This window comes from Micromonospora fluostatini (assembly GCF_050410825.1).
In the GTDB taxonomy this organism is placed as follows: domain Bacteria; phylum Actinomycetota; class Actinomycetes; order Mycobacteriales; family Micromonosporaceae; genus Micromonospora; species Micromonospora rosaria.
This window is the reverse complement of sequence record NZ_CP191251.1, coordinates 1245537-1265074: the sequence shown is the minus strand read 5'-3', so window position 1 is coordinate 1265074 and position 19538 is coordinate 1245537. Positions and strand designations below refer to the sequence as shown.

General features: G+C 73.4%; 16 protein-coding genes. 5 read left to right on the top strand and 11 right to left on the bottom strand.

What is annotated here, in order from left to right; translation table 11 throughout:
- The first annotated feature begins 57 nt into the window (after positions 1-57).
- Both ACQUFX_RS05570 and ACQUFX_RS05565 read left to right on the top strand, forming a co-directional pair.
- On the top strand, positions 58-1368 hold the full coding sequence (locus ACQUFX_RS05570; protein ID WP_428964948.1) for a cellulose-binding domain-containing protein: 1311 nt from the start codon (positions 58-60) through the stop codon (positions 1366-1368).
- 181 nt (positions 1369-1549) lie between these two features.
- Positions 1550-3697, top strand: a complete 2148-nt coding sequence (locus ACQUFX_RS05565) for a DUF6055 domain-containing protein (RefSeq protein WP_428964947.1) — start codon at positions 1550-1552, stop codon at positions 3695-3697.
- A gap of 61 nt (positions 3698-3758) precedes the next feature.
- Here ACQUFX_RS05565 and ACQUFX_RS05560 read toward each other — a convergent pair whose 3' ends face one another.
- The 5 genes from ACQUFX_RS05560 to ACQUFX_RS05540 form a co-directional block, all read right to left on the bottom strand.
- Positions 3759-4973: a metal-dependent hydrolase family protein gene (locus ACQUFX_RS05560; RefSeq protein WP_428964946.1), complete on the bottom strand. Its 1215-nt coding sequence runs from the start codon at positions 4971-4973 to the stop codon at positions 3759-3761.
- Positions 4970-5650, bottom strand: coding sequence for a GntR family transcriptional regulator (locus tag ACQUFX_RS05555; protein ID WP_428964945.1), 681 nt, complete (start codon positions 5648-5650; stop codon positions 4970-4972). The genes ACQUFX_RS05560 and ACQUFX_RS05555 overlap by 4 nt, the downstream gene beginning before the upstream one ends.
- 88 nt (positions 5651-5738) lie before the next feature.
- Complete coding sequence (locus ACQUFX_RS05550; RefSeq protein WP_428964944.1) at positions 5739-7118, bottom strand: aldehyde dehydrogenase family protein; 1380 nt, start codon at positions 7116-7118, stop codon at positions 5739-5741.
- 18 nt (positions 7119-7136) lie between these two features.
- Complete coding sequence (locus tag ACQUFX_RS05545; protein ID WP_428964943.1) at positions 7137-8147, bottom strand: proline racemase family protein; 1011 nt, start codon at positions 8145-8147, stop codon at positions 7137-7139.
- A gap of 18 nt (positions 8148-8165) precedes the next feature.
- Complete coding sequence (locus ACQUFX_RS05540) at positions 8166-9062, bottom strand: dihydrodipicolinate synthase family protein (RefSeq protein ID WP_428964942.1); 897 nt, start codon at positions 9060-9062, stop codon at positions 8166-8168.
- A gap of 225 nt (positions 9063-9287) precedes the next feature.
- On the opposite strand from ACQUFX_RS05540, the gene ACQUFX_RS05535 reads away from it, so the two are divergent.
- Genes ACQUFX_RS05535 through ACQUFX_RS05525 form a run of 3 tightly spaced genes read left to right on the top strand, consistent with a single transcriptional unit; the run spans position 9288 to position 12219 of the window.
- The gene (locus ACQUFX_RS05535) at positions 9288-10487 is read left to right on the top strand and encodes an NAD(P)/FAD-dependent oxidoreductase (RefSeq protein ID WP_428964941.1); all 1200 of its coding nucleotides are present in this window, start codon (positions 9288-9290) and stop codon (positions 10485-10487) included.
- On the top strand, positions 10484-10753 hold the full coding sequence (locus tag ACQUFX_RS05530) for a (2Fe-2S)-binding protein (RefSeq protein ID WP_428964940.1): 270 nt from the start codon (positions 10484-10486) through the stop codon (positions 10751-10753). The genes ACQUFX_RS05535 and ACQUFX_RS05530 overlap by 4 nt, the downstream gene beginning before the upstream one ends.
- Entirely contained in the window at positions 10750-12219 is a 1470-nt protein-coding gene (locus ACQUFX_RS05525) for an FAD-dependent oxidoreductase (RefSeq protein WP_428964939.1), read from the top strand. Before ACQUFX_RS05530 ends, ACQUFX_RS05525 begins: the two co-directional genes overlap by 4 nt.
- A gap of 88 nt (positions 12220-12307) precedes the next feature.
- On the opposite strand, the gene ACQUFX_RS05520 is transcribed toward ACQUFX_RS05525, so the two are convergent.
- From ACQUFX_RS05520 to ACQUFX_RS05495, 6 genes are all read right to left on the bottom strand, one after another.
- Positions 12308-13357, bottom strand: coding sequence for an ABC transporter ATP-binding protein (locus ACQUFX_RS05520; RefSeq protein ID WP_428964938.1), 1050 nt, complete (start codon positions 13355-13357; stop codon positions 12308-12310).
- Positions 13357-14376, bottom strand: a complete 1020-nt coding sequence (locus ACQUFX_RS05515) for an ABC transporter ATP-binding protein (protein WP_428964937.1) — start codon at positions 14374-14376, stop codon at positions 13357-13359. Before ACQUFX_RS05515 ends, ACQUFX_RS05520 begins: the two co-directional genes overlap by 1 nt.
- Positions 14377-14380: 4 nt before the next feature.
- The gene (locus ACQUFX_RS05510) at positions 14381-15313 is read right to left on the bottom strand and encodes an ABC transporter permease (protein ID WP_428964936.1); all 933 of its coding nucleotides are present in this window, start codon (positions 15311-15313) and stop codon (positions 14381-14383) included.
- Between the two features lie 52 nt (positions 15314-15365).
- Positions 15366-16370, bottom strand: a complete 1005-nt coding sequence (locus tag ACQUFX_RS05505) for an ABC transporter permease (protein WP_428964935.1) — start codon at positions 16368-16370, stop codon at positions 15366-15368.
- 6 nt (positions 16371-16376) lie between these two features.
- On the bottom strand, positions 16377-18035 hold the full coding sequence (locus ACQUFX_RS05500) for an ABC transporter substrate-binding protein (RefSeq protein WP_428964934.1): 1659 nt from the start codon (positions 18033-18035) through the stop codon (positions 16377-16379).
- A 392-nt stretch (positions 18036-18427) separates the two neighbouring features.
- Positions 18428-19234 (bottom strand): OmpL47-type beta-barrel domain-containing protein, encoded by an 807-nt coding sequence (locus ACQUFX_RS05495; RefSeq protein ID WP_428964933.1) that lies wholly within the window; start codon positions 19232-19234, stop codon positions 18428-18430.
- Positions 19235-19538: the final 304 nt, after the last annotated feature.

Genomic DNA, 19538 nt, shown 5'->3' with positions numbered 1-19538 from the left:
CTTGCGCAATCACGGGGTCGGCCTTAATTTGCATAGACAACATTCAAAGTCTGTTCGATGGTCGTGCCGGCGGCCGTCGGGCCTGACGGAAGGGACGAGATGGGATCTCCCTATCGGAGAAGGGCACGGCTGCTGGTCGCCGTGACGGCTGTCGTCACCGGCGCGGCGGCAGCGGTTCTGGTGGCGGCAGGAGCGCAGGCCGCTGCCCCGGGGTGCCGGGTGGACTATCGGGTGACGAACCAGTGGCAGGGCGGGTTCGGCGCGGACGTGACGGTGACGAACCTGGGTGACCCGCTCACCGGGTGGCGGCTGACCTGGTCGTACGCGGCGGGCCAGCAGGTGGGCCAGGCGTGGAACGCGACGGTCACGCAGTCCGGGTCGCAGGTGAGCGCGGTGAACGTGGGGTACAACGGCGCCCTGGCCACCGGGGGCAGCGCCTCGTTCGGGTTCAACGCCTCCTGGGCCGGGTCGAACCCGGTGCCGGCCTCGTTCGCGGTGAACGGCACCACCTGCACCGGTGGGGTCGCCCCGACCACCCCGCCCACCACCCCACCGACGACCCCACCCACCACGCCACCCACCACGCCACCCACCACCCCGCCGACGACCCCGCCGACGACCAGTGCGTGGAATCCGCCGGCGAACCTGGTGACGCCGTTGAACCAGGTGTGGCAGCACCAGGAGCAGACGTACAACAACGGGAACCTGTACGGCTTCCGTAACTACGGGTGGGACCAGGTGATGGCCAACCGTGGGTACCTGAACTTCTGCGTACGGTGGGACTCCTCGGCGTCGGTGACGGCGGCCCAGCGGGACCAGATCCACGCGGCGTTGGCCCGGCAGTACAAGAAGTGGATGGACGTGATGGTCGGGCACAACGCCTGGCCGTACTCCGAGGTGCCGATCCGGGTCGTCGGGTGGGCGGTCCGCGACCGCGCCCAGTTGCAGTGGTCGGACACCTCCGTGGACATCTACGTCAACAACATCCGGGAGAACGCCCCGCAGTGCTCCGAGCCCTGCGGCCGGTTCTTCAACCAGAACGGCCAGTACCCGAACTGCCCGGGCGGGGTCGCCCGGCACTACGACCAGTCACTGTGGCTGACCGACGGGTTCGGCGGCGGCGCCGGGGGCGACTGGGGCCAGCGGATGGGCCGCGAGTACTTCATGAACAACATCAACGCCGCGAACATGACCATCCTGCTGCACGAGATCGGGCACACCTTCGGGCTCGACGACTTCTACGACTGGACTCCCAGCGGCGTCGGCGGGTTCATCATGAAGGCCGGCAGCGCCAGCTCGATCACGGAGTTCGACACCTGGATGTTCCGTGACTGGTGGCGACACCTGAAGAGCCGCTACGGCTACTGAGCCCGCTCCCGTACCCGGTCGGGTCCGTCCTGGCCCGACCGGGTCCGGTGCCGCGCCGTGGACGCGGGTCGCCGCCCCGGACGCAGGGGTCACCCCCGCCCGGTGACGACGCCGCCTCCCGGCCCCGACGGCACCCCCTCGGACCCTGATCGACCGCCTGTGGAAGGTGACGTGAGACGCCATGACGAAACGACGGTGGAGCATCCCCCACTGGCCCCGCCTGCTGCTCGCGGTCGCCGCCGCGCTGGTGGTGTCGGTGCCGCTGGGCTTGCCGGACCTGCCGCCGGCCTCGGCCGCGGCCAAGACGGTGTGGATCCCGGCGCGCTGGACCCAGACCGGCGAGGTCCCCTGGGTGCAGGAACGCACCCGGGAGTCGGCGAACTTCATCCTGCTGTGGGGTGACCGGTCCGGCACCGACCCGCGCACCGCGCCGGGAGAGTACCGGTTCGACCCCGCCAACATCCTCGACCAGCTCGAACGCCTGTACTCCTTCTACGTCAACGACATGCGGTTCACCCCGGAGACCGGGCTGCTCGCCCAGCACAAGATCATCGTGATCATCACCCGTACCTGGTCGAACGCGCCGCTGGACGCCTGGGCGACCGGCGGCTCCACCGACGGCCGGGTCGGGGTGATCAACATCGCGCCGGCGGCGGCCCAGCCCGGCTCCTGGGGGCTGGCGCACGAACTGGCCCACGTGTTCCAGAACTACACCTTCCTGGGCCGCTCCGGGTACGGCTTCACCCATCCCTCGGCGGGCACCTTCTGGGAGGCCAGCGCCGAGTTCATGGCGATGCAGGTGTACCCCGGTGCCGCCGCGGGCGACCTCACCCGGTTCATCCGCACCGAGAACCTGGCGTACAGCAGCAGCCGGCACCACTACGGCGCCTGGATGCTGTTGCAGTACATCAAGGAGCGCGACGGCCTGGCGATGTTCAACCGGATCTGGAACGAGGCCCGCACCACCGAGCACCCGTTGGAGACCTACCGGCGGATCGCCGGGATCACCCAGGCCGAGCTCAACCGCCGGGTCGGCGAGTACGCCCAGCGGAACGTGACCTGGGACTACGCCAACCGGGCCGAGGTCATGCCGTTCATCAACCGGCTCTACCCCTTCATCACCGCCTACAACGGGGTACCCGCCGAGGCGGTGAACGCCGCCGCCGGGCACTTCCGGATCTCCGACGCCCTCGCCCCCTCCGACTACGGGTACAACAAGATCAAGCTGGTACCGAGCCAGGACGGCGGGCTGATCCGGATGCGGTTCCGGGGCCACGTCAACCCGGCGGCCGGCTCGGGCTGGACCTTCGGCTTCGTCGCGGTCCGCAACGGCACCCCCCGGTACGGGCCGCTGACCGTGGCCAGCGACGCCGAGGTGAGCTTCCAGACCCAGCCCGGTGAGCGGGAGGTGTACCTGGTGGTCACCGGCACCCCCGACACCGTCCACAAGTACGCCTTCCTGGAGGGGTACCCCCGCAACCACCGGTACCCGTACCAGTTCCGGCTCTCCGGGGCGGTGCCCTCCGGCTTCGAGCCCGGGTACGTCCGCCCCGCCGCCCCGGGCGGCGGCCGGTGGCACAGCAACGGCGGCGGATGGGTCGACAACCGGGCCACCGTCGCGGCCACCGCCTACGTCGGCCCCCGGGCCGCCGTCTACGGCAACAGCACCGTCACCGGCACCGCCCGGATCGAGGACCTCGCCTGGATCAACAGCGGGGCCACCGTCGGCGGCAGCGCGGTCGTCAAGAACAACGCCCTCGTGCAGGGCGGCGCCAACCTCGGCGGGAGCGTGGTGATCGGCGGTGACGCCGAGCCGGCCACCGCGTGCAGCGCCGGCACGTACCTCATCTTCAACCCGGACCGGCGCTGCGACGGCGGGCCCGGGGAGACCGACATCAACCCGCCCCACCCGACCTTCACCGACGCCCAGATGGCGATCAGCGGGGGCACCGGGCCGAACCCGACGCCCACCCCCACCACCCCGCCGACCACCGGGCCGCCGACCACCGGGCCGCCGACCCCGGGGCCGGGTGGCTGCACGGCCAGCTACGCGGTGACCGGGCAGTGGCAGGGCGGCTTCCAGGGCGAGGTCACCGTCCGGGCCGGCAGCGCGCCGGTGTCCGGGTGGACCGTCACCTGGACGTTCGCCAACGGACAGACGATCACCCAGCACTGGGGTGCCACGGTCACCGGCACCGGCCCGACCGTGACCGCCGCCAACGCGGCCTGGAACGGCGCCCTCGCCGCCGGCGCGACGACCAGCTTCGGCTTCCTCGCCACCGCCGGGGCGACCAACAACCCGCCCGCCCTCACCTGCCAGGCACGCTGACACCCGGACCGCCGCCCTGGTCGCGCCGCTCGGCCGGGGCGGTGGGCCGGTCCTGGGACGCTCAGGCCGGGCGACCGCCCTGGATCACCGTGCGCCGGTCGGGCCCGGCCCAGAGCACCGCCGGGTCCTCGAACGGGTCGCCGGCCAGGACCACCAGGTCGGCGACGGCGCCGACCGCGACCCGGCCGAGGTCCGGCCGGCCGATGATCTCGGCGTTGACGGAGGTGGCGGAGCGCAGCGCGGCGAGCACCCCCTCGACCTCGACCTGCAACCGCAGCCCGGTCAACTGCTCGTCCTCGAGCGGGCCCATCAGGTCGGTGCCGAAGCCGATGCGCACCCCGGCCGCCCGGGCGGTCTCGATGGCCACCCGGCCGGCGTCGAGCACCTCACGGTTCTTCTCCCGGCCGACCGGGGTCAGCCCGAACTCCGCGCCCCGGCGCTCCATGGCGTCGTACGCCGCGAGGGTGGGCACCAGGAAGGCGTCGTGCGCGGCCATGAGCCGCGCGGTGGGCGCGTCGAGCAGGTTGCCGTGCTCGACGGTGCGGACCCCGTTGCCGACGGCGTGGGCGATCGCGGCGGGCGAGTACGCGTGCGCGGCGACGTAGCTGCCCCGCCGGGTGGCCTCGTCGCTGACCGCCCGGATCTCCTCCGGCGAGTACTGCGGGATCCGGATCGGGTCGGAGTGGGAGATGACCCCGCCGGAGGCCATGATCTTGATGGCGTGGGCGCCCCGGCGGAACCGCTCCCGGACCGCGCGACGCAGCGCGTCGACCCCGTCCACCACCTCGCCCGTGTACGCGCCGCAGGCACACAGGTCGACGTCACCGGGCCGGGGGTCGCCGTGCCCGCCGGTCTGGGACAGGGCGGCTCCGGTGTAGAGGTAGCGCGGGGCCGGGATCAGCCCACGGGCGATCGCCTTCGCCAGCCCCGGGTCACCACCGGCGACGTCCCGTACCGTGGTGAACCCCCGCCGCAGGGCCGCCGCCAGCCGTCCCGCGCCGGCCAGGGCGAGGTAGCTCAGCGGGGTGGCCTCCAGCGCGAGCAGGTCGAGTTCCGTCCCGTACGCGTGGAAGTGCGCGTCGATGAGACCGGGGACGACGGTGCCGCCCCGGGCGTCGAGCACCTGTCCGGCCGGCCGGCCGGCTCCGCCGATCTCCGTGACGATCCCGTCGACGACGTGGATCCGGCCCTCGGTCAGCGTGGCGGAGACCCCGTCGAAGATTGCCGCGTTGACGATGGTGAGCTGCTCCGGTGGCCCGGTCATCGCGGCGCTCACGGCTCGGGGTGTTCCGCCCGGCCCGCCCACCGGCCCCGCACGTGCCCGATGTGCGCCCGCATCAGCCGTTCCAGGCCGGACCGGTCCCCCGCCTCGATGAGGTCGAGCATCTCGATGTGCTCCCGCGCGGAGGGCACCAGCTCCCCGGCCTCGGCGAGGCGGGTGAGCCCGAACAGTCGGGACCGCGCCCGCAGCTCGCCGACCAGCGACACCAGGTGGCTGTTGCCGATCAGGGCGAGCAACTCCAGGTGGAACTGCCGGTCGTGCTCGATGTAGGCGATCAGGTCCTTGTCCTCGGCGACGTCGACGATCCGCTGGGCCATCGGCCGCAACCGGGCCAGGTCCTCGGCGGTGATGACGTCGATCACCTGGACGGTGGTGGGCACCTCCAGGAGCCGCCGGATCTCGGTGAGGTTGTCGAGCTCCTGCTCGGACAGCTCGGTGACCCGGAAGCCCTTGTTGCGTACCGTCTCGACGAGGCCCTCCTTGACCAGGTCGAGCATGGCCTCCCGGACCGGCGTGGCGGAGACGCCGAACCGGGCGGCGAGGGTCGGTGCGGAGTAGACCTCGCCGGGGCGCATCTGGCCGGCCACGAGCGCCGCCCGGAGCGCGTTCGCGACCTCCCCGCGCACGCTCCGTCGCGCCCCCAGCGCCGGCAGTTCCAACGAGTCAGTCATCACGCCCCACCCTCCCTAGCCGGGCATACTACGCGGGGCGGTCGTTCCCGGCGGGCGGCACCCGGCCGGCCACCGGCGTCGTCCGGGGTCACCGGCCGGCGGGCGCGACGGTCACGGTCCGCAGGGAGGTGTAGAAGTCCTGCGCCGCCTTGCCCTGCTCGCGCCCGCCGAAGCTGGAGTCGCGCTCGCCGCCGAACGGCAGGTAGAAGTCCACGCCCGCGGTCGGGGCGTTCACCTTGACCTGACCGGCCGCCGAGCCGTCGGCGAAGCGCAGCGCGGCGTCCAGGTCGGCGGTGAAGACGGCGGCGGAGAGCCCGTACCGCACCGCGTTCGCGGCGTCCAGCGCCGCGTCGAGGGTGTCGACCCGGCTCAGCGCGCAGATCGGCCCGAAGACCTCCTCCTGCTGGAGCAGGTGGCCCGCCGGCAGGTCGGTCAGCACGGTGGGGGCGACGAACCAGCCCGGCCCGTCGGCGGCCCGGCCGCCGGTGAGCAGCCGGCCGCCCGCGGCCACCCCGCTGTCCGCCGCCGCCAGGACCCGCGCCCGCGCGGCCTCGTCGATCACCGGGCCGACGGTGGTGTCCGGGGCGGCGGGGTCGCCGCAGGCCAGCGCCGTGACGGCGGCGACGAGGGCGTCGGTGAAGCCGGCCGGGTCGCCGACCAGGATGATCCGCTTGGTGGCGGTGCACTTCTGCCCCGCGTACCCGAACGCCGCGTAGGCGATCTGCCGGGCGGCGGACTCCACGTCGGCGTCCGGCAGGACCACCGTCGGGTTCTGGCCGCCCATCTCGCACTGCACCGGCACGCCCCGGGCCACCGCGCGCGACCCGACGACGGCGCCCACCGCGGCGGAGCCGGTGAACGAGACCACGTCGCTCGCCGCGACGACCGCCTGGCCCGCCTCGGCGTCGCCGGGCAGCACCGTCAGGAGCCCCTCGGGCAGGTGCGGCGTGACCAGCTCGGCCAGCCGCAGCGCGCACGCCGTCGCCTGCGGCGCCGGCTTGAGCAGCACGGCGTTGCCGAAGGCCAGCGCCGGCGCGGCCTTCCACAGGGGGATGGCCAGCGGGAAGTTCCACGGGGTGACCAGTCCGGCGACGCCGCGCGGGCGACGTCGGGTGTACGCCAGCCCCGGGCCGCCGCTCGGCTCGTGCACCGCGCCGGCCGGGTCGTAGACCTGCTGGGCGTAGTACCGCAGCAGGGCGACCGCCCGGGCCACCTCGCCGCGCGCCTCCGTGACCGGTTTGCCCACCTCCCGCACGGTCAACGCGACCAGGTCGGCCGCGTCGGCCGCCACCGCGTCGGCCGCCGCGTGCAGCGCCGCCGACCGGTGCGCGGGCGGGGCCGCGGCCCAGCCGGGTTGCGCCGCCCGGGCGGCCTCGGCGGCCTTCCCGACGTCGGCGGCGCTCGCGGCCGGGACCGACACGACGACCTCGTCCGGGCTCTGGGGGGAAACGGACAACACGACGGACATGCGAGACTCCAGCGCTGGTCAGAGCAGGAAACCGGTGGGGAACGGATCGGTCGGGTCGAGGAGGTACTGCGCGGTGCCGGTGATCCAGGCCCGGCCCGTGACCGCCGGGACCACGGCCGGCCGGTCGCCGACGGTGGTGCGGTCGAGCAGCCGGCCGACGAACCGGCTGCCGATGATCGACTCGTTGACGAAGTCGGCGTGCAACGCCAACTCGCCCCGGGCGTGCAGTTGGGCCATCCGGGCCGAGGTCCCGGTGCCACAGGGCGAGCGGTCGAACCAGCCCGGGTGGATGGCCATGGCGTGCCGGGAGTGCCGGGCGTCCGAGCCCGGCGCCGCGAGGTAGACGTGGTGGCAGCCGGAGATCCCGGGGTCCTCGGGATGCACCGGGCGCAGCCGCGCGGTCACCGCGTCCATGATGGCCAGCCCGGCGTCGAGCATCCGCTGCCGCACGCGCGCGTCGGCCGGGGTGAAGGCGATGCCGAGCTGGTCGAGACCGAGGATGGCGTAGAAGTTGCCGCCGAAGGCGAGGTCGAGGGTGACCGGGCCCAGCCCGGGTACCTCCACCGTCGCGTCCAGCTCCTGCACGAAGGCGGGCACGTTGCGCAGCGTCACCGACTCGGCGTGCCCGTCGCGCACCGCCACCTCCACCACCACCAGGCCGGCGGGGGTGTCGAGCCGGATCACCGTCACCGGCTCGGTGACGGTGACCATGCCGGTCTCCACGAGGACCGTGGCGACCCCGATGGTGCCGTGGCCGCACATCGGCAGGCACCCGCTCACCTCGATGAAGAGCACGCCCCAGTCGGCGTCCGCCCGGGTCGGCGGTTGCAGGATCGCGCCGCTCATCGCGGCGTGCCCGCGCGGCTCACGCATCAGCAGGTGGCGGATGTGGTCGAGGTGCTCCATGAAGTACCGACGGCGCGCGGCCATCGAATCGCCGGGGACGACACCCACGCCGCCGGTGACCACCCGGGTCGGCATGCCCTCGGTGTGTGAGTCGACCGCGTGGAAGACCCGGTTGCTGCGCATGAACCACCGCCCTCTCCGTCACCGGCCGCCGGCCGCGACCGCCTTCTCCGTCGCTTCCCGGACCACCTGTGCCTGCGCCTCGGTGAGCGGAACCCGGGGCGGCCGGCACGGCCCGCCGTACCGGCCGACGATATCCATGGAGAGCTTGATCGCCTGGACGAACTCGGTCTTGGAGTCCCACCGCAGCAACGGGTGCAGCTCCCGGTACAGCGGCAGCGCGGTGGCCAGGTCGCCGTCGGCCGAGGCGTGGAACAACTGCACGCAGGAGCGCGGCAGCGCGTTGACGTACCCCGCGATCCAGCCCGGCGCCCCGGCGATGGCCAGCTCCAGCGTGACGTCGTCGGAGCCGGCGAGCACGTCGAGGCCGGGCGCCGCCTCGGCGATCTCGTAGCTGCGCCGGACGTCGCCGGTGAACTCCTTGACGCCGACGATGAGCCCCTCGCCGTGCAGGCGGGCGAGCAGGGCCGGGGTCAGGTCGACCTTGGTGTCGATCGGGTTGTTGTACGCCACCACCGGCACGCCGACCTTCGCGACCTCCCGGTAGTGCTCCAGCACGGCCCGCTCGTCGGCGCGGTACGCGTTGGGGGGCAGCAGCATCACCGCCGCGCAGCCGGCCTCGGCGGCGTCCTCGGCCCAGCGCCGCGCCTCCCGCGCGCCGTACGCCGCGATGCCGGGCATCACGGTGAAGCCGTCCGGGGCGGCGTCGACCGCGGCGCGGACCACCGCGCTGCGTTCGGTCCCGGTGAGGGTCTGGTACTCCCCGAGGGAGCCGTTCGGGACCACCCCGTCGCACCCCTCGGCGGCCAGCCACCGGACGTGCTCGGCGTACCGGTCGAGGTCGACCGCCAGGCGGTCGTCCAGTGGCACCGTCGTCGCCACCAGCACGCCGTGCCATGGCCTCAATCGCGCGCGCATCGATCGCTCCTTATCCTACGGTCGCAATGGGTCCAGTCGAAGCCACCCACCGTGGACGCGGGTCGTGGTCGCCACGGTGGTCGTCGGGCCGCGAGGGCGTACAATGTCACACTACAACAGCGCAAGCAACGGCTTCCAGCCCGCAACGCCCCGAGGTGCCCATGCCCGACACCCCCTTCGCGGCAGACCCAGACGCCGCCGCGCCGCACCGACCCGGGTCGCGCCATGCCTGACCTGCCCCCGTCCCCCCGCACCTCCCCCACCCCCGACCTCGTCGTCGTCGGCGCCGGGATCGTCGGGGCCGCCTGCGCCTACTACGCCACCCGGGCCGGCCTGTCGGTGACCGTCGTCGACAGCGGACCGATCGCCGGCGGAACGACCGGGGCGGGTGAGGGCAACATTCTCGTCTCCGACAAGGAACCCGGTCCAGAGCTCGATCTCGCGGTGCTGTCCAACCGGCAGTGGCGGGACCTGGCCGCCCTGCCGCTGGACGACACGACGTTCGGCCGGGCGGTGGAGCTGGAGACCAAGGGCGGGCTGGTGGTCGCCACCGACCAGGCCACCCTGGACGGTCTCGCCCGGCTCGTGGCCGCCCAGCGCGCACCCGGGATCGAGGCGGTCGCCGTGCCCACCGACCGGCTGCGGGACGTCGAGCCGCACCTCACCGACGACGTCGCCGGCGGTTACCGGTACCCCCAGGACATGCAGGTCCAGCCCATGCTCGCCGCCGCGCACCTGCTCCGGCTGGCCCGCCGGGCCGGCGCCACCGTGCTCACCCACGAGCCGGTCACCGGCTTCCTGCGCGCCGGCGGGCGGGTCACCGGCGTCCGCACACCCCGGCGCGACCTGCCCGCCGGCGCCGTGCTCAACGCCGCCGGCACCTGGGCCGGACAGGTCGCCGCCCTGGCCGGCGTCACGGTCCCGGTGGCCCCCCGGCGCGGCTACATCCTCGTCACCGAGCCGCTCCCGCCGCTCGTCCGGCACAAGGTCTACCTCGCCGACTACGTCGCCGACGTGGCCAGCGACTCGGCCGCCCTGCAGACCTCGACGGTGGTCGAGGGGACCCGCGCCGGCACGGTCCTCATCGGCGCCAGCCGGGAACGTGTCGGGTTCGACCGGACGGTCTCGACCCCCGCGCTGCGCCGCCTCGCCGCCGGCGCGGTCCGGCTCTTCCCGGTCCTGCGCGACGTCGCGGTGATCCGCGCGTACCGGGGGTTCCGGCCGTACTGCCCCGACCACCTGCCGGTGATCGGCCCGGACCCGCGCGCGCCGGGCCTGCACCACGCCTGCGGCCACGAGGGCGCCGGCATCGGCCTGTCCCTGGGCACCGCGCTGCTGGTCACCCAGGGCCTGACCGGCCAGCCCCCCGCACTCGACGTCGACCCGTTCCGCCCCGACCGCTTCGGCCCGGAGGTGCCCCGGTGACCCATCCGTCCGAGTTCGAGATCCTCTTCGACGGCACGCCGCTGCCCTGCCGGGACGGCTGGACCGTCGGCGCGGCGCTCACCGCCGCCGGGATCCGGTCCTGGCGCGACACCCGCCACGACGGACGGCCCCGGGGCCTGTTCTGCGGCATCGGGATCTGCTTCGACTGCCTGGTCACGGTGAACGGGCAGCCCTCGGTGCGGGCCTGTCTCGTGCCCGCCGCGCCCGGCGACGAGATCCGCAGCCAGAAGGGAACGGGACGGTGACCGGGCAGCGGGTGGACCTCGCGGTCGTCGGCGCCGGACCGGCCGGGCTGGCCGCCGCCCTGGCCGCCGCCGAGGCGGGGGTGAGCGTGGCGGTCGTCGACGCCGGGGTCCGCCCCGGCGGGCAGTACTGGCGTTCCCCCGACCCCGGTGCGGGCCCGTTCCGGCCGACCACCCTGCACCACGGGTGGCGCCGGTTCGCCACCACCGACGCCCGGCTCACCGACCTGGCCGGCACCGGCCGGGTACGCCGGCTGGCCGGGCACCACGTCTGGTCCGTCGTCCCGGCCGGCGACCACTGGTCGGTGCACTGCCTGCGGGGCGCCGAACCCCGGCAGCGGGGCACCCCCGACCCGGTCACCGTGCACGCCCGGCGGCTCGTCCTCGCCACCGGCGCGTACGACCGGCAGCTTCCGTTCCCCGGCTGGGACCTGCCCGGGGTGATCACCGCCGGCGGGGCGCAGGCACTGCTCAAGGGGAACCTCGTGGTGGCCGGCCGGACCGTGGTCGTCGCCGGTACCGGACCGTTCCTGCTGCCGGTGGCCGACGGCCTGGCCCGGTACGGCGCCCGGGTGGCGGCGGTCGTCGAGGCGAACAGCCCGGTCGGCTTCGCCCGGCACCCCCGCGCGCTGCTCGGCGCGGTCGGCAAGCTCGGCGAGGCGGGCGGGTACGCCGGACGGTTGCTGCGACACCGGGTCCCCGTCCGGCACCGGCACGCCGTGCTGCGGGCCCTCGGCACCGACCAGCTCACCGGCGTGGTCGTCGGCCGGCTGGACCGGGCGGGCCGGGTCCGGGCCGGCTCCGAGCGGCGGATCGCCTGCGACGTGCTCGCCGTCGGTTGGGGGTTCACCCCGCAACTGGAACTGGCGCTGCAGCTCGGCTGCGCGACCCGGGTCGACGTCGACCGGAGCCTGGTGCTGGCCGTCGACGACGACCAGGCCACCAGCGTCGCCGGGGTCTGGGCGGCCGGCGAGGCCACCGGCGTCGGGGGTGCCGACCTCGCCACGGTCGAGGGCCGGATCGCCGGCCGCGCGGCGGCCCGGTCGCTGGGCGCCGGGGACGTGCCGGACGACCGGTCGGCCCGTCACCGGCGCAGCGCGTTGCGCGGCTTCGCCACCGCCATGCACCAGGTCTATCCGGTCCCGCCGGCCCTGCTGGCCGAGTGCGCGGACGACACCCTGGTCTGCCGGTGCGAGGAGGTGAGCGCGGGCCAGATCCGGCACGCGGTCACCGAACTCGGGGCGACCGAGGCCCGCGTCGTCAAGCTGCTCGCCCGGCCCGGTATGGGCTGGTGCCAGGGCCGGGTGTGCGGCTTCGCCACCGCCTGCCTGACCGCCCGACACGCCGGCCGGGCCGTCACCGAGACGGACCTGCGGGCCTTCGCGGAACGACCGATCGCCGCCCCCACGTCCCTCGGCGACCTGGCGACGCCGCCCGGCGACGGGCACCCGGGCGACGACCCGGCCTAGGGTCGGGGCGGCCCCGGTGGGTCGCCCGGTGGCGGCCCACCGGCGACGGCCCACCGCAGCGGCCCGGCCGCGCCGCCCGGCCGTCCGGTCAGGACGGCCGGGCGGCGGCGGTGGCGGGCGGCCCGGCGGCGGCCGACGGCTGGATCCGGCCGGCCGCGATCTCCTCCGCGAAGTGGCAGGCGACCTGGTGCCCGGGGGCGAGCGTGCGCAGCGCCGGCCGCTCGTCGGCGCAGCGGGTGGCCTGCCGCCACGGGCAGCGGGTGTGGAAACGGCAGCCGCTCGGTGGATTGGCCGGTGAGGGCAGGTCACCACGGAGCAGGATCCGGGTGCGGGACACCTCGACGGCCGGGTCCGGCACCGGCACGGCCCCCATGAGCGCCTTCGTGTACGGGTGGGTCGGCGCCCGGTAGAGCGCGGTGGAGGGCGCCTGCTCGATGATCTGTCCCAGGTACATGACCGCCACGGTGTCGCTGATGTGCCGGACCACCGCGAGGTCGTGCGCGATGACCACGTACGTCAGCGAGAACGTCTCCTGGAGTTCCTTGAGCAGGTTGATCACCTGCGCCTGGACCGAGACGTCCAGCGCGGAGACCGGCTCGTCGGCGACGACCAGTTTGGGGTTCAGCACCAGCGCCCGCGCGATGCCGATGCGCTGGCGCTGCCCACCGGAGAACTCGTGGGGATAGCGTTCCAGGGCCGTCGCCGGCAGGCCCACCACCTCCAGCAGCTTGCGGATCCGCCGGGCGTGCTCCACCGACCCGCCGGGGATCCGGTGGGCGCGCAGCGGCTCGGTGAGCAGGGACTCCACGTTCTGCCGGGGGTCCAGGCTCGCCATCGGATCCTGGAAGACCATCTGGAAGTCCCGGCGCACCGGGCGCAGCCGGCGTTCGCTGAGACCGAGCAGGTCCCGGCCGTCGAGGGTGACGCTGCCGGCGGTCGGTTCGACCAGCCGCATGATGGCGCGCGCCAGCGTGGACTTGCCGCAGCCGGACTCGCCGACCAGGCCGAAGGTGGTCCCGGCCGCCACGTCCAGGTCCACCCCGTCGACCGCCTTCACGGAGCCGTGCTGGCGGGTGAAGAGCGTGCCGCTGCGGATCGGGAAGTGGACCTTGAGATCGCGTACCTGCAGCAGACTCATCACACGCTCCCCTCGCCGCGGCCGGTGCCGGTGGCGGGTGTCGCCGGGTGCACCGGACGCGGACAGCGGACCCGGTGGCCGGGCGCGCCGGTGAGGTCGCGTACCGGCGGTGGTCCGCCCAGACAGGACCCGACCGCGTGGTCGCAGCGGGGCTGGAAGGCGCAGCCGTGCTCCCAGGCCACCACGTCGCGCACCGAGCCACGGATGGTGTGCAGCATGCCGCGCTCCTCGTCGTCGATGCGCGGGATCGAGCGCAGCAGACCGTCGGTGTACGGGTGGGCGGGGCGCGCGAAGAGGCCGGTCGCCGGGGCGGACTCCACGATCCGCCCGGAGTACATGACGTGCACCCGCTCGCACAGCCCCGCCACGACCCCCAGGTCGTGGGTGATCATCACCAGCGCGGAGCCGCGCTCCTCGACGAGGTCGCGCAGCAGGTCGAGGATCTGCGCCTGGATGGTGACGTCGAGGGCCGTGGTGGGTTCGTCGGCGATGAGCAGCCGGGGCCGGCAGGCGACCGCGATGGCGATCATCACCCGCTGGCGCATCCCGCCGGAGAGCTGGTGCGGGTACTCGCGCAGCCGCCGCGCCGGGTCGGGGATGCCGACCCGCTCCAGCAGGGCCTGGGCGTCCCTGCGGGCCTCGGCGACGGACCTGCCGTCGTGGCGGACGATCACCTCGACGAGTTGCCGGCCCACGGTGAGCACCGGGTTGAGGGAGGTCATCGGGTCCTGGAAGATCATGGCGATGTCCCGGCCCCGGACGTCGCGCATCTGCCGGGCGGAGAGCGCCAGCAGGTCCTGGTCGCCGAGTTCGATGCTGCCGGTGACCTGGACGTTGCGGGCGGGCAGCAGCCGCATGACGGCCAGCGAGGTGACCGACTTGCCGGAGCCGGACTCGCCGACGATCCCCACCGACTGCCCCGACTCGACGTCGAAGGTCACGCCGTCGACGGCCCGTACCGGGGCCTGTCCGGGCCGGGTGAAGGTGACCGTGAGGTCCCGTACGCGCAGGAAGCTCATCCGTTCACCGCCGTAGCTTGGGGTCGAGTGCTTCGCGCAGCGACTCACCGAGGAGGGTGAAGCCGAGCGCGGCGAGGACGATCGCCAGCCCCGGGTAGAGCGCCAGTTGCGGGGCGGAGGTCAACGCGACCTGGGCGTCGGTCAGCATGCGTCCCCATTCCGGCGCCGACGGGTCGCTGCCGCTCAGGCCGAGGAAGGCCAGGCCGGCGGCCTCGACGATGGCCAGCGCGAGGGTCAGGGTGCCCTGGACGATCACCGGGGTGAACGAGTTCGGCAGCACGTGACGGAAGACGATCCCGGCCCGGGAGATGCCGAGCGAGCGGGCCGCCAGCACGTAGTCGGCGGCCCGTTGCCCGAGCATCTCCCCCCGGAGCAGGCGGGCGAAGATCGGGATGTTGACCACCGCGATGGCGATCATCACCGAGGTGAGGCTCTGCCCCAGCATCGCGGCGATCGCGATGGCGAAGAGCAGGCCCGGCACGGAGAGCATGATGTCGACCAGGCGCATGACGACGGCGTCGACCCAGCCGCCGAAGGCGCCCGCGAGCAGCCCGATCCCCACCCCGACGGTGGCGCCGACGGCCAGCGACACCACGCCGATCAGCAGCGACTGCCGGGCGCCGTACACGAGACGGGAGAAGACGTCCCGACCCAGCGGGTCGATGCCCAGCCAGTGCTCGGCGGAGGGGCCGGGGTAGGCGCCGGGCCGGACCTCGGACAGCCAGGAGTTGTCCTTCGGCGAGTACGGCGCGATCCACGGCGCGAAGACGGCGACCCCGACGAAGAGCAGGATCAGCGTGAACCCGACGATGGCCATCGGGTTGCGCCGCAGCCGGCGCAGGGCGTCGCCGCGCAGGCCCCGGGTCGGCCGGGGGCTGCCGATCGCCTCGTCGCCGCCGGTGGGTCGGGTGGCGGCGACCTGTTCCGGGCTGCTCATGCCGTCCCCCCGCCGGGCCACGGCCCCGGGTCCGGGCGGCGGTGCCGCCGGCTCATGACACCCTCACCCGGGGATCGAGCAGCCCGTAGACGATGTCGACGATCATGTTGACGAGGACGTAACTCACGGCGATCACCAGGATGAACCCTTGAATGGTCGGGAAGTCGCGCTGGACGATGCCGTCAGCCATGAACTTGCCCACGCCGGAGAAGGCGAACACCGTCTCGGTGAGCACGGCCCCGGCGAGCAGCACGCCCATCTGCAGGCCGATGACGGTGGTCACCGGCAGCATCGAGTTGCGCAGCACGTGGTGGCGGACGATCGTGCCGGCCAGCAGGCCCTTCGCCTCGGCGGTGCGCACGTGGTCCTCGTGCAGGACGGTGAGCACCGAGGCGCGGGTCATCCGGACGATCACGGCGAGCGGGATGGAGGCCAGCGCGACCGCGGGCAGGATCAGGTGGGTCAGCGCGTCCCAACTGGCGGCCGGGTCGCCGGTGACGATGCCGTCCAGGACGTAGAAGCCGGTGGGATGTTCGGCGCGGGCCCGTGGGTCCGAGCGGCCCGCCGTCGGCAGCCAGCCGAGTTGGACGGCGAAGACGAGCTTGAGCAGGTAGGCCAGGAAGAAGATCGGCACGGTCACCCCGAGCAGGGAGGCCGACACCAGGACGCTGTCCAGCCAGGTGCCGTACCGGCGGGCGGCCAGGTACCCCAGCGGGATGCCCACCGTCACGGCGATGAGCAGGGCGGCGATGGCCAGCTCGATGGTGGCGGGGAACCGGCGGGCCATCTCCTCGATGACCGGCTGACCGGTCTGCAGGGACGCGCCGAAGTCCAACCGGACCGCCCGCCCGAGGAACTGGACGTACTGTTCCCAGAGCGGGCGGTCCAGGCCGAGCTGCGCCTCGATCTGTTCGACGGCCTCCGGTGTCGCCCGCTCCCCGAGCAGGGCCTGGGCGGGGCCGCCCGGCAGCGCCCGGACCCAGGCGAACAGGAGGATCGACAGGCCCAGCAGGATCGGGACCAACTGGAGCAGCCGCCGAAAGACAAAGCGAAGCACGAGACGTCAGCCTTCGATGTTGACGATCTTGAAGTATTCGAGGCTGACCGGGGACGGCTGGTAGCCGACCACGTTCTTCCCCAGGGCCAGCAGCGGCCGGTTGTGGACGAACGGCACGCCGGGGATGTAGTCGAAGATCAGTTGGTTGACCTCCTCGTACTGCTTCTGCCGGGTGGCCTGGTCGGTCTCGGCCAGGGCCCGGTTGAGCAGCCCCTGGATGCCGGGGTCGGTCAGGTTGAACTGGGCGGTGGTCTCCCGGAAGAAGGTGCCGACGAAGTTGTCCGGGTCGGCGTAGTCACCGCTCCAGCCCAGCAGGAAGAGCTGGCCCTTGCCGTCGGCCTGGATGCTCTGCAGGTAGTCCGGCGTCCACGGGACGGTCTTCGGGACGACGGTGAACCCGACCTTCTCCAGGTCCGCCGCGAACGACTCGTACACCGCCTGCGGGTTGGGCATGTACGGCCGCGACACGTTGGCGGGGTACCAGAACTCCACCGTCAGGTTCTGCTCCCCCGACTCGGCGACGAGCTGCTTGGCCCGCTCCGGGTCGTAGGGGTAGCCCGTGATGGCGGAGTTGTAGCCCCACTGCGACGGCGGCAGGAACTGGTTGGCCACCTCGGCGCCCTCCGGGTACGCCGCCTTGAGCAGGCCCTCGCGGTTGAGCGCGTACGCGATCGCCTCGCGGATCTTGCGGTTCTGCAGCAGCGGCACCTTCTGGTTCATGCCGACGTACCCGACGTTGAAGGCCGGCCGCTCGACCACCTGGCCGACGTTCTTCACGGCCTCGATGTCGGCCGCCGCGACGCCCTCGTAGGCGTCGATTTCACCGGCCTGCAACGCCTGCATCCGCGCCGTCGCGTCGGCGATCGGCCGGAAGATGACCTGGTCGAGCTGGGGCCGGCCCTCGCGGTAGTTCTCGTTGGCGTCCAGGATGAGCCGCTCGCCCCGGTCCCAGCTCACGAACTTGAACGGGCCGGTGCCGGCCACCACGCGGGTGCCGAAGCCACCGCTGTAGGCGATCGAGTCGCCGGTGACGGTCAGGTCCGTGCCGCCCTCCTCGATCGCCTTGGGGCTGGCGATGGAGAAGGCGGGCAGCACCAGGCCGGACAGCAGCGCCGACGACGGCTGGGTCAGGCGCAGCGTGGCCACCGACTCCTCGGTGGCCTCGCAGGAGGCGTAGCGGCTGCTCTCCGGCGCGGCGTCGCTGTCGCGCGTGGCGAAGCCGCCGAAGATGGTCTGCCAGTAGTACGAGATGTCGCCGTTCTGCTGCGCGCCCTTGAAGTTGTACCAGCGGTCGAAGTTGTAACAGACCGCGGTGGCGTCGAAGGCCTCCCCGTCGTGGAACGTGACGCCCTTGGCCAGGTTGAACGTGTAGGTCAGTCCGTCGTCGCTGACCGTCCAGTCGGTGGCCAGCGACGGGACGACCTCGGTCGTTCCGGGCTTCAGCGCCACGAGGGTCTCGTAGACCTGGAAGATGACGCGGAACGACTCCCCGTCGGAGACGTACGCCGGGTCCAGTGTCTTGGGGTCGTCTGAGGCGCCGAAGACGAACGTCTTGCGGTCGCCGTCCTCGGTCGAGTCGCTGCCACTGCAGCCGGCGGCCGCGGCGAGCAGCCCCGCAGTGGCCGACAGGGCGACCATCCGCCCGAACCTGCCGTACACACGCATGTCGTCCTCCCTGGCTGTCCGTCACGCGAACCGCTGCGCCCGCCGACCGTCCGTTGTGGAGTCACGCGCGTCCGCGCCGGGGTGGCCGGCGGGCCGTCGGGATCCGGGCGGACGGGAGGCGGGGCGAACGGGTCGGTCGTCGCTCCCCGCCGAGGTGCGACGACCTCTGCGGGGAGAGCTTTGCCAGGCACACTAACCAGCGGGAACGGCTGGTGCAATGTGCAATTGCAACCTCGTTTTTCAATCGTGACCCCCCGGACAGGACGGTCACCGCAGGTCACCGCCGACCACCACGGCCAGCGCGCACCGCCACGGGCGACTCCGGCCGGCACCGCCGACATGCGACGGTCGCGCGACGCGGTCCCGACGCGCCGCGCGACCGGAGCTGCCGGTCAGTCCCCCGACGACGACCGGGGCGGGCCGAGGTTGCGGAAGGTGACCGTCTTCGCCTGCTCCACCGTCCCGTTCCGGTCGACCGCTCGGTGGCTGATCTGGTGCTGACCCGGACGCAGCACCCGGAACGGCCCGTCGTAGGTCCGCCACGGGCCACCGTTGTGCCGGTACTCGATCCGGTCGACGCCCGATCCCCACCCGTCGTCGGCGGAGAGGGTGACGGTCGGGTTGCCGTACCGGTCGCCCGTCCTCGGCGGGACCTGGGTCAGCGCGACCGCCGACGACGGGGCGTCGACCTCGATCCGCCGCAGGGCCGCCCGGAGGTCGGGCAGCGGGCCGATGTGCTGGCTGACGTCGCCGCCCTGCGGCGTCCCGGTCTCCTTGAGCAGGTCGGCGATCCGCGCCGCGCTCCAGACCCCCTGGCCGGTGGCCTTGAGGTAGGACTGGACGGCGACGACCGCGCTGGTGACGATCGGCCCGGCGCCGGAGGTGCCACCGAACGACCGGGTGTACCGGACGTCGAGGTTGGCCGGGTCGGTGCCGCCCTGGAGGTTGCCGTTGCTGCCGGTGGTGGTGATGTTCTGGCCCCACCCCTGCAGGTCGACCCGCGATCCGTGCACGGAGAAGCCCAGCCGTTCCCGGGTGGTGCTGCTGCCCGCGCCGACGATGATGGCGCCCGCGTCGCGGACGGTACGGTCGAAGCGGCCCAGGAACTCCGGGCCGTCCAGGTTCTCGCCCCCGTTGCCACCCGTGGCCACCACGGTCACCCCGAGCTGCGTCACCCCTCTTTCGGTATGCCATTGCACTATCACACCGTATTTCGCGCCTCTTCGGACGGTCAAGGGCCAACCTGACGAACCTCGATGCCCAGGCCCGACCGACCAGGCCGGAACCCCACGTGGGACCGCCCGGACACGGGCGGGACGAGAACTCCGCCGACGGCGCGGGACGGGGCCACCGGCCCCGGCGCGACGGCCACCCACCCGGCCCCGCGGCCCGGACAGGCGTCAACGCCGGCCGGTCGGCATTGACGCGGTTATTGCCGGAATCCGCCCCCCACCCGACCATCCGACTCACTGAATGGCGCTTATCGAACACGGCCGTAAATTG

Excerpts from the sequence above, each read along its gene's own strand:
- ACQUFX_RS05535 (WP_428964941.1), top strand. The coding sequence starts at position 9,288 with ATGCCTGACCTGCCCCCGTCCCCCCGCACCTCCCCCACCCCCGACCTC.
- ACQUFX_RS05500 (WP_428964934.1), bottom strand. The coding sequence starts at position 18,035 with ATGCGTGTGTACGGCAGGTTCGGGCGGATGGTCGCCCTGTCGGCCACT.
- ACQUFX_RS05540 (WP_428964942.1), bottom strand. The coding sequence starts at position 9,062 with ATGCGCGCGCGATTGAGGCCATGGCACGGCGTGCTGGTGGCGACGACG.
- ACQUFX_RS05545 (WP_428964943.1), bottom strand. The coding sequence starts at position 8,147 with ATGCGCAGCAACCGGGTCTTCCACGCGGTCGACTCACACACCGAGGGC.
- ACQUFX_RS05555 (WP_428964945.1), bottom strand. The coding sequence starts at position 5,650 with ATGACTGACTCGTTGGAACTGCCGGCGCTGGGGGCGCGACGGAGCGTG.
- ACQUFX_RS05550 (WP_428964944.1), bottom strand. The coding sequence starts at position 7,118 with ATGTCCGTCGTGTTGTCCGTTTCCCCCCAGAGCCCGGACGAGGTCGTC.
- ACQUFX_RS05510 (WP_428964936.1), bottom strand. The coding sequence starts at position 15,313 with ATGAGCAGCCCGGAACAGGTCGCCGCCACCCGACCCACCGGCGGCGAC.
- ACQUFX_RS05570 (WP_428964948.1), top strand. The coding sequence starts at position 58 with ATGGTCGTGCCGGCGGCCGTCGGGCCTGACGGAAGGGACGAGATGGGA.
- ACQUFX_RS05515 (WP_428964937.1), bottom strand. The coding sequence starts at position 14,376 with ATGAGCTTCCTGCGCGTACGGGACCTCACGGTCACCTTCACCCGGCCC.
- ACQUFX_RS05565 (WP_428964947.1), top strand. The coding sequence starts at position 1,550 with ATGACGAAACGACGGTGGAGCATCCCCCACTGGCCCCGCCTGCTGCTC.
- ACQUFX_RS05520 (WP_428964938.1), bottom strand. The coding sequence starts at position 13,357 with ATGAGTCTGCTGCAGGTACGCGATCTCAAGGTCCACTTCCCGATCCGC.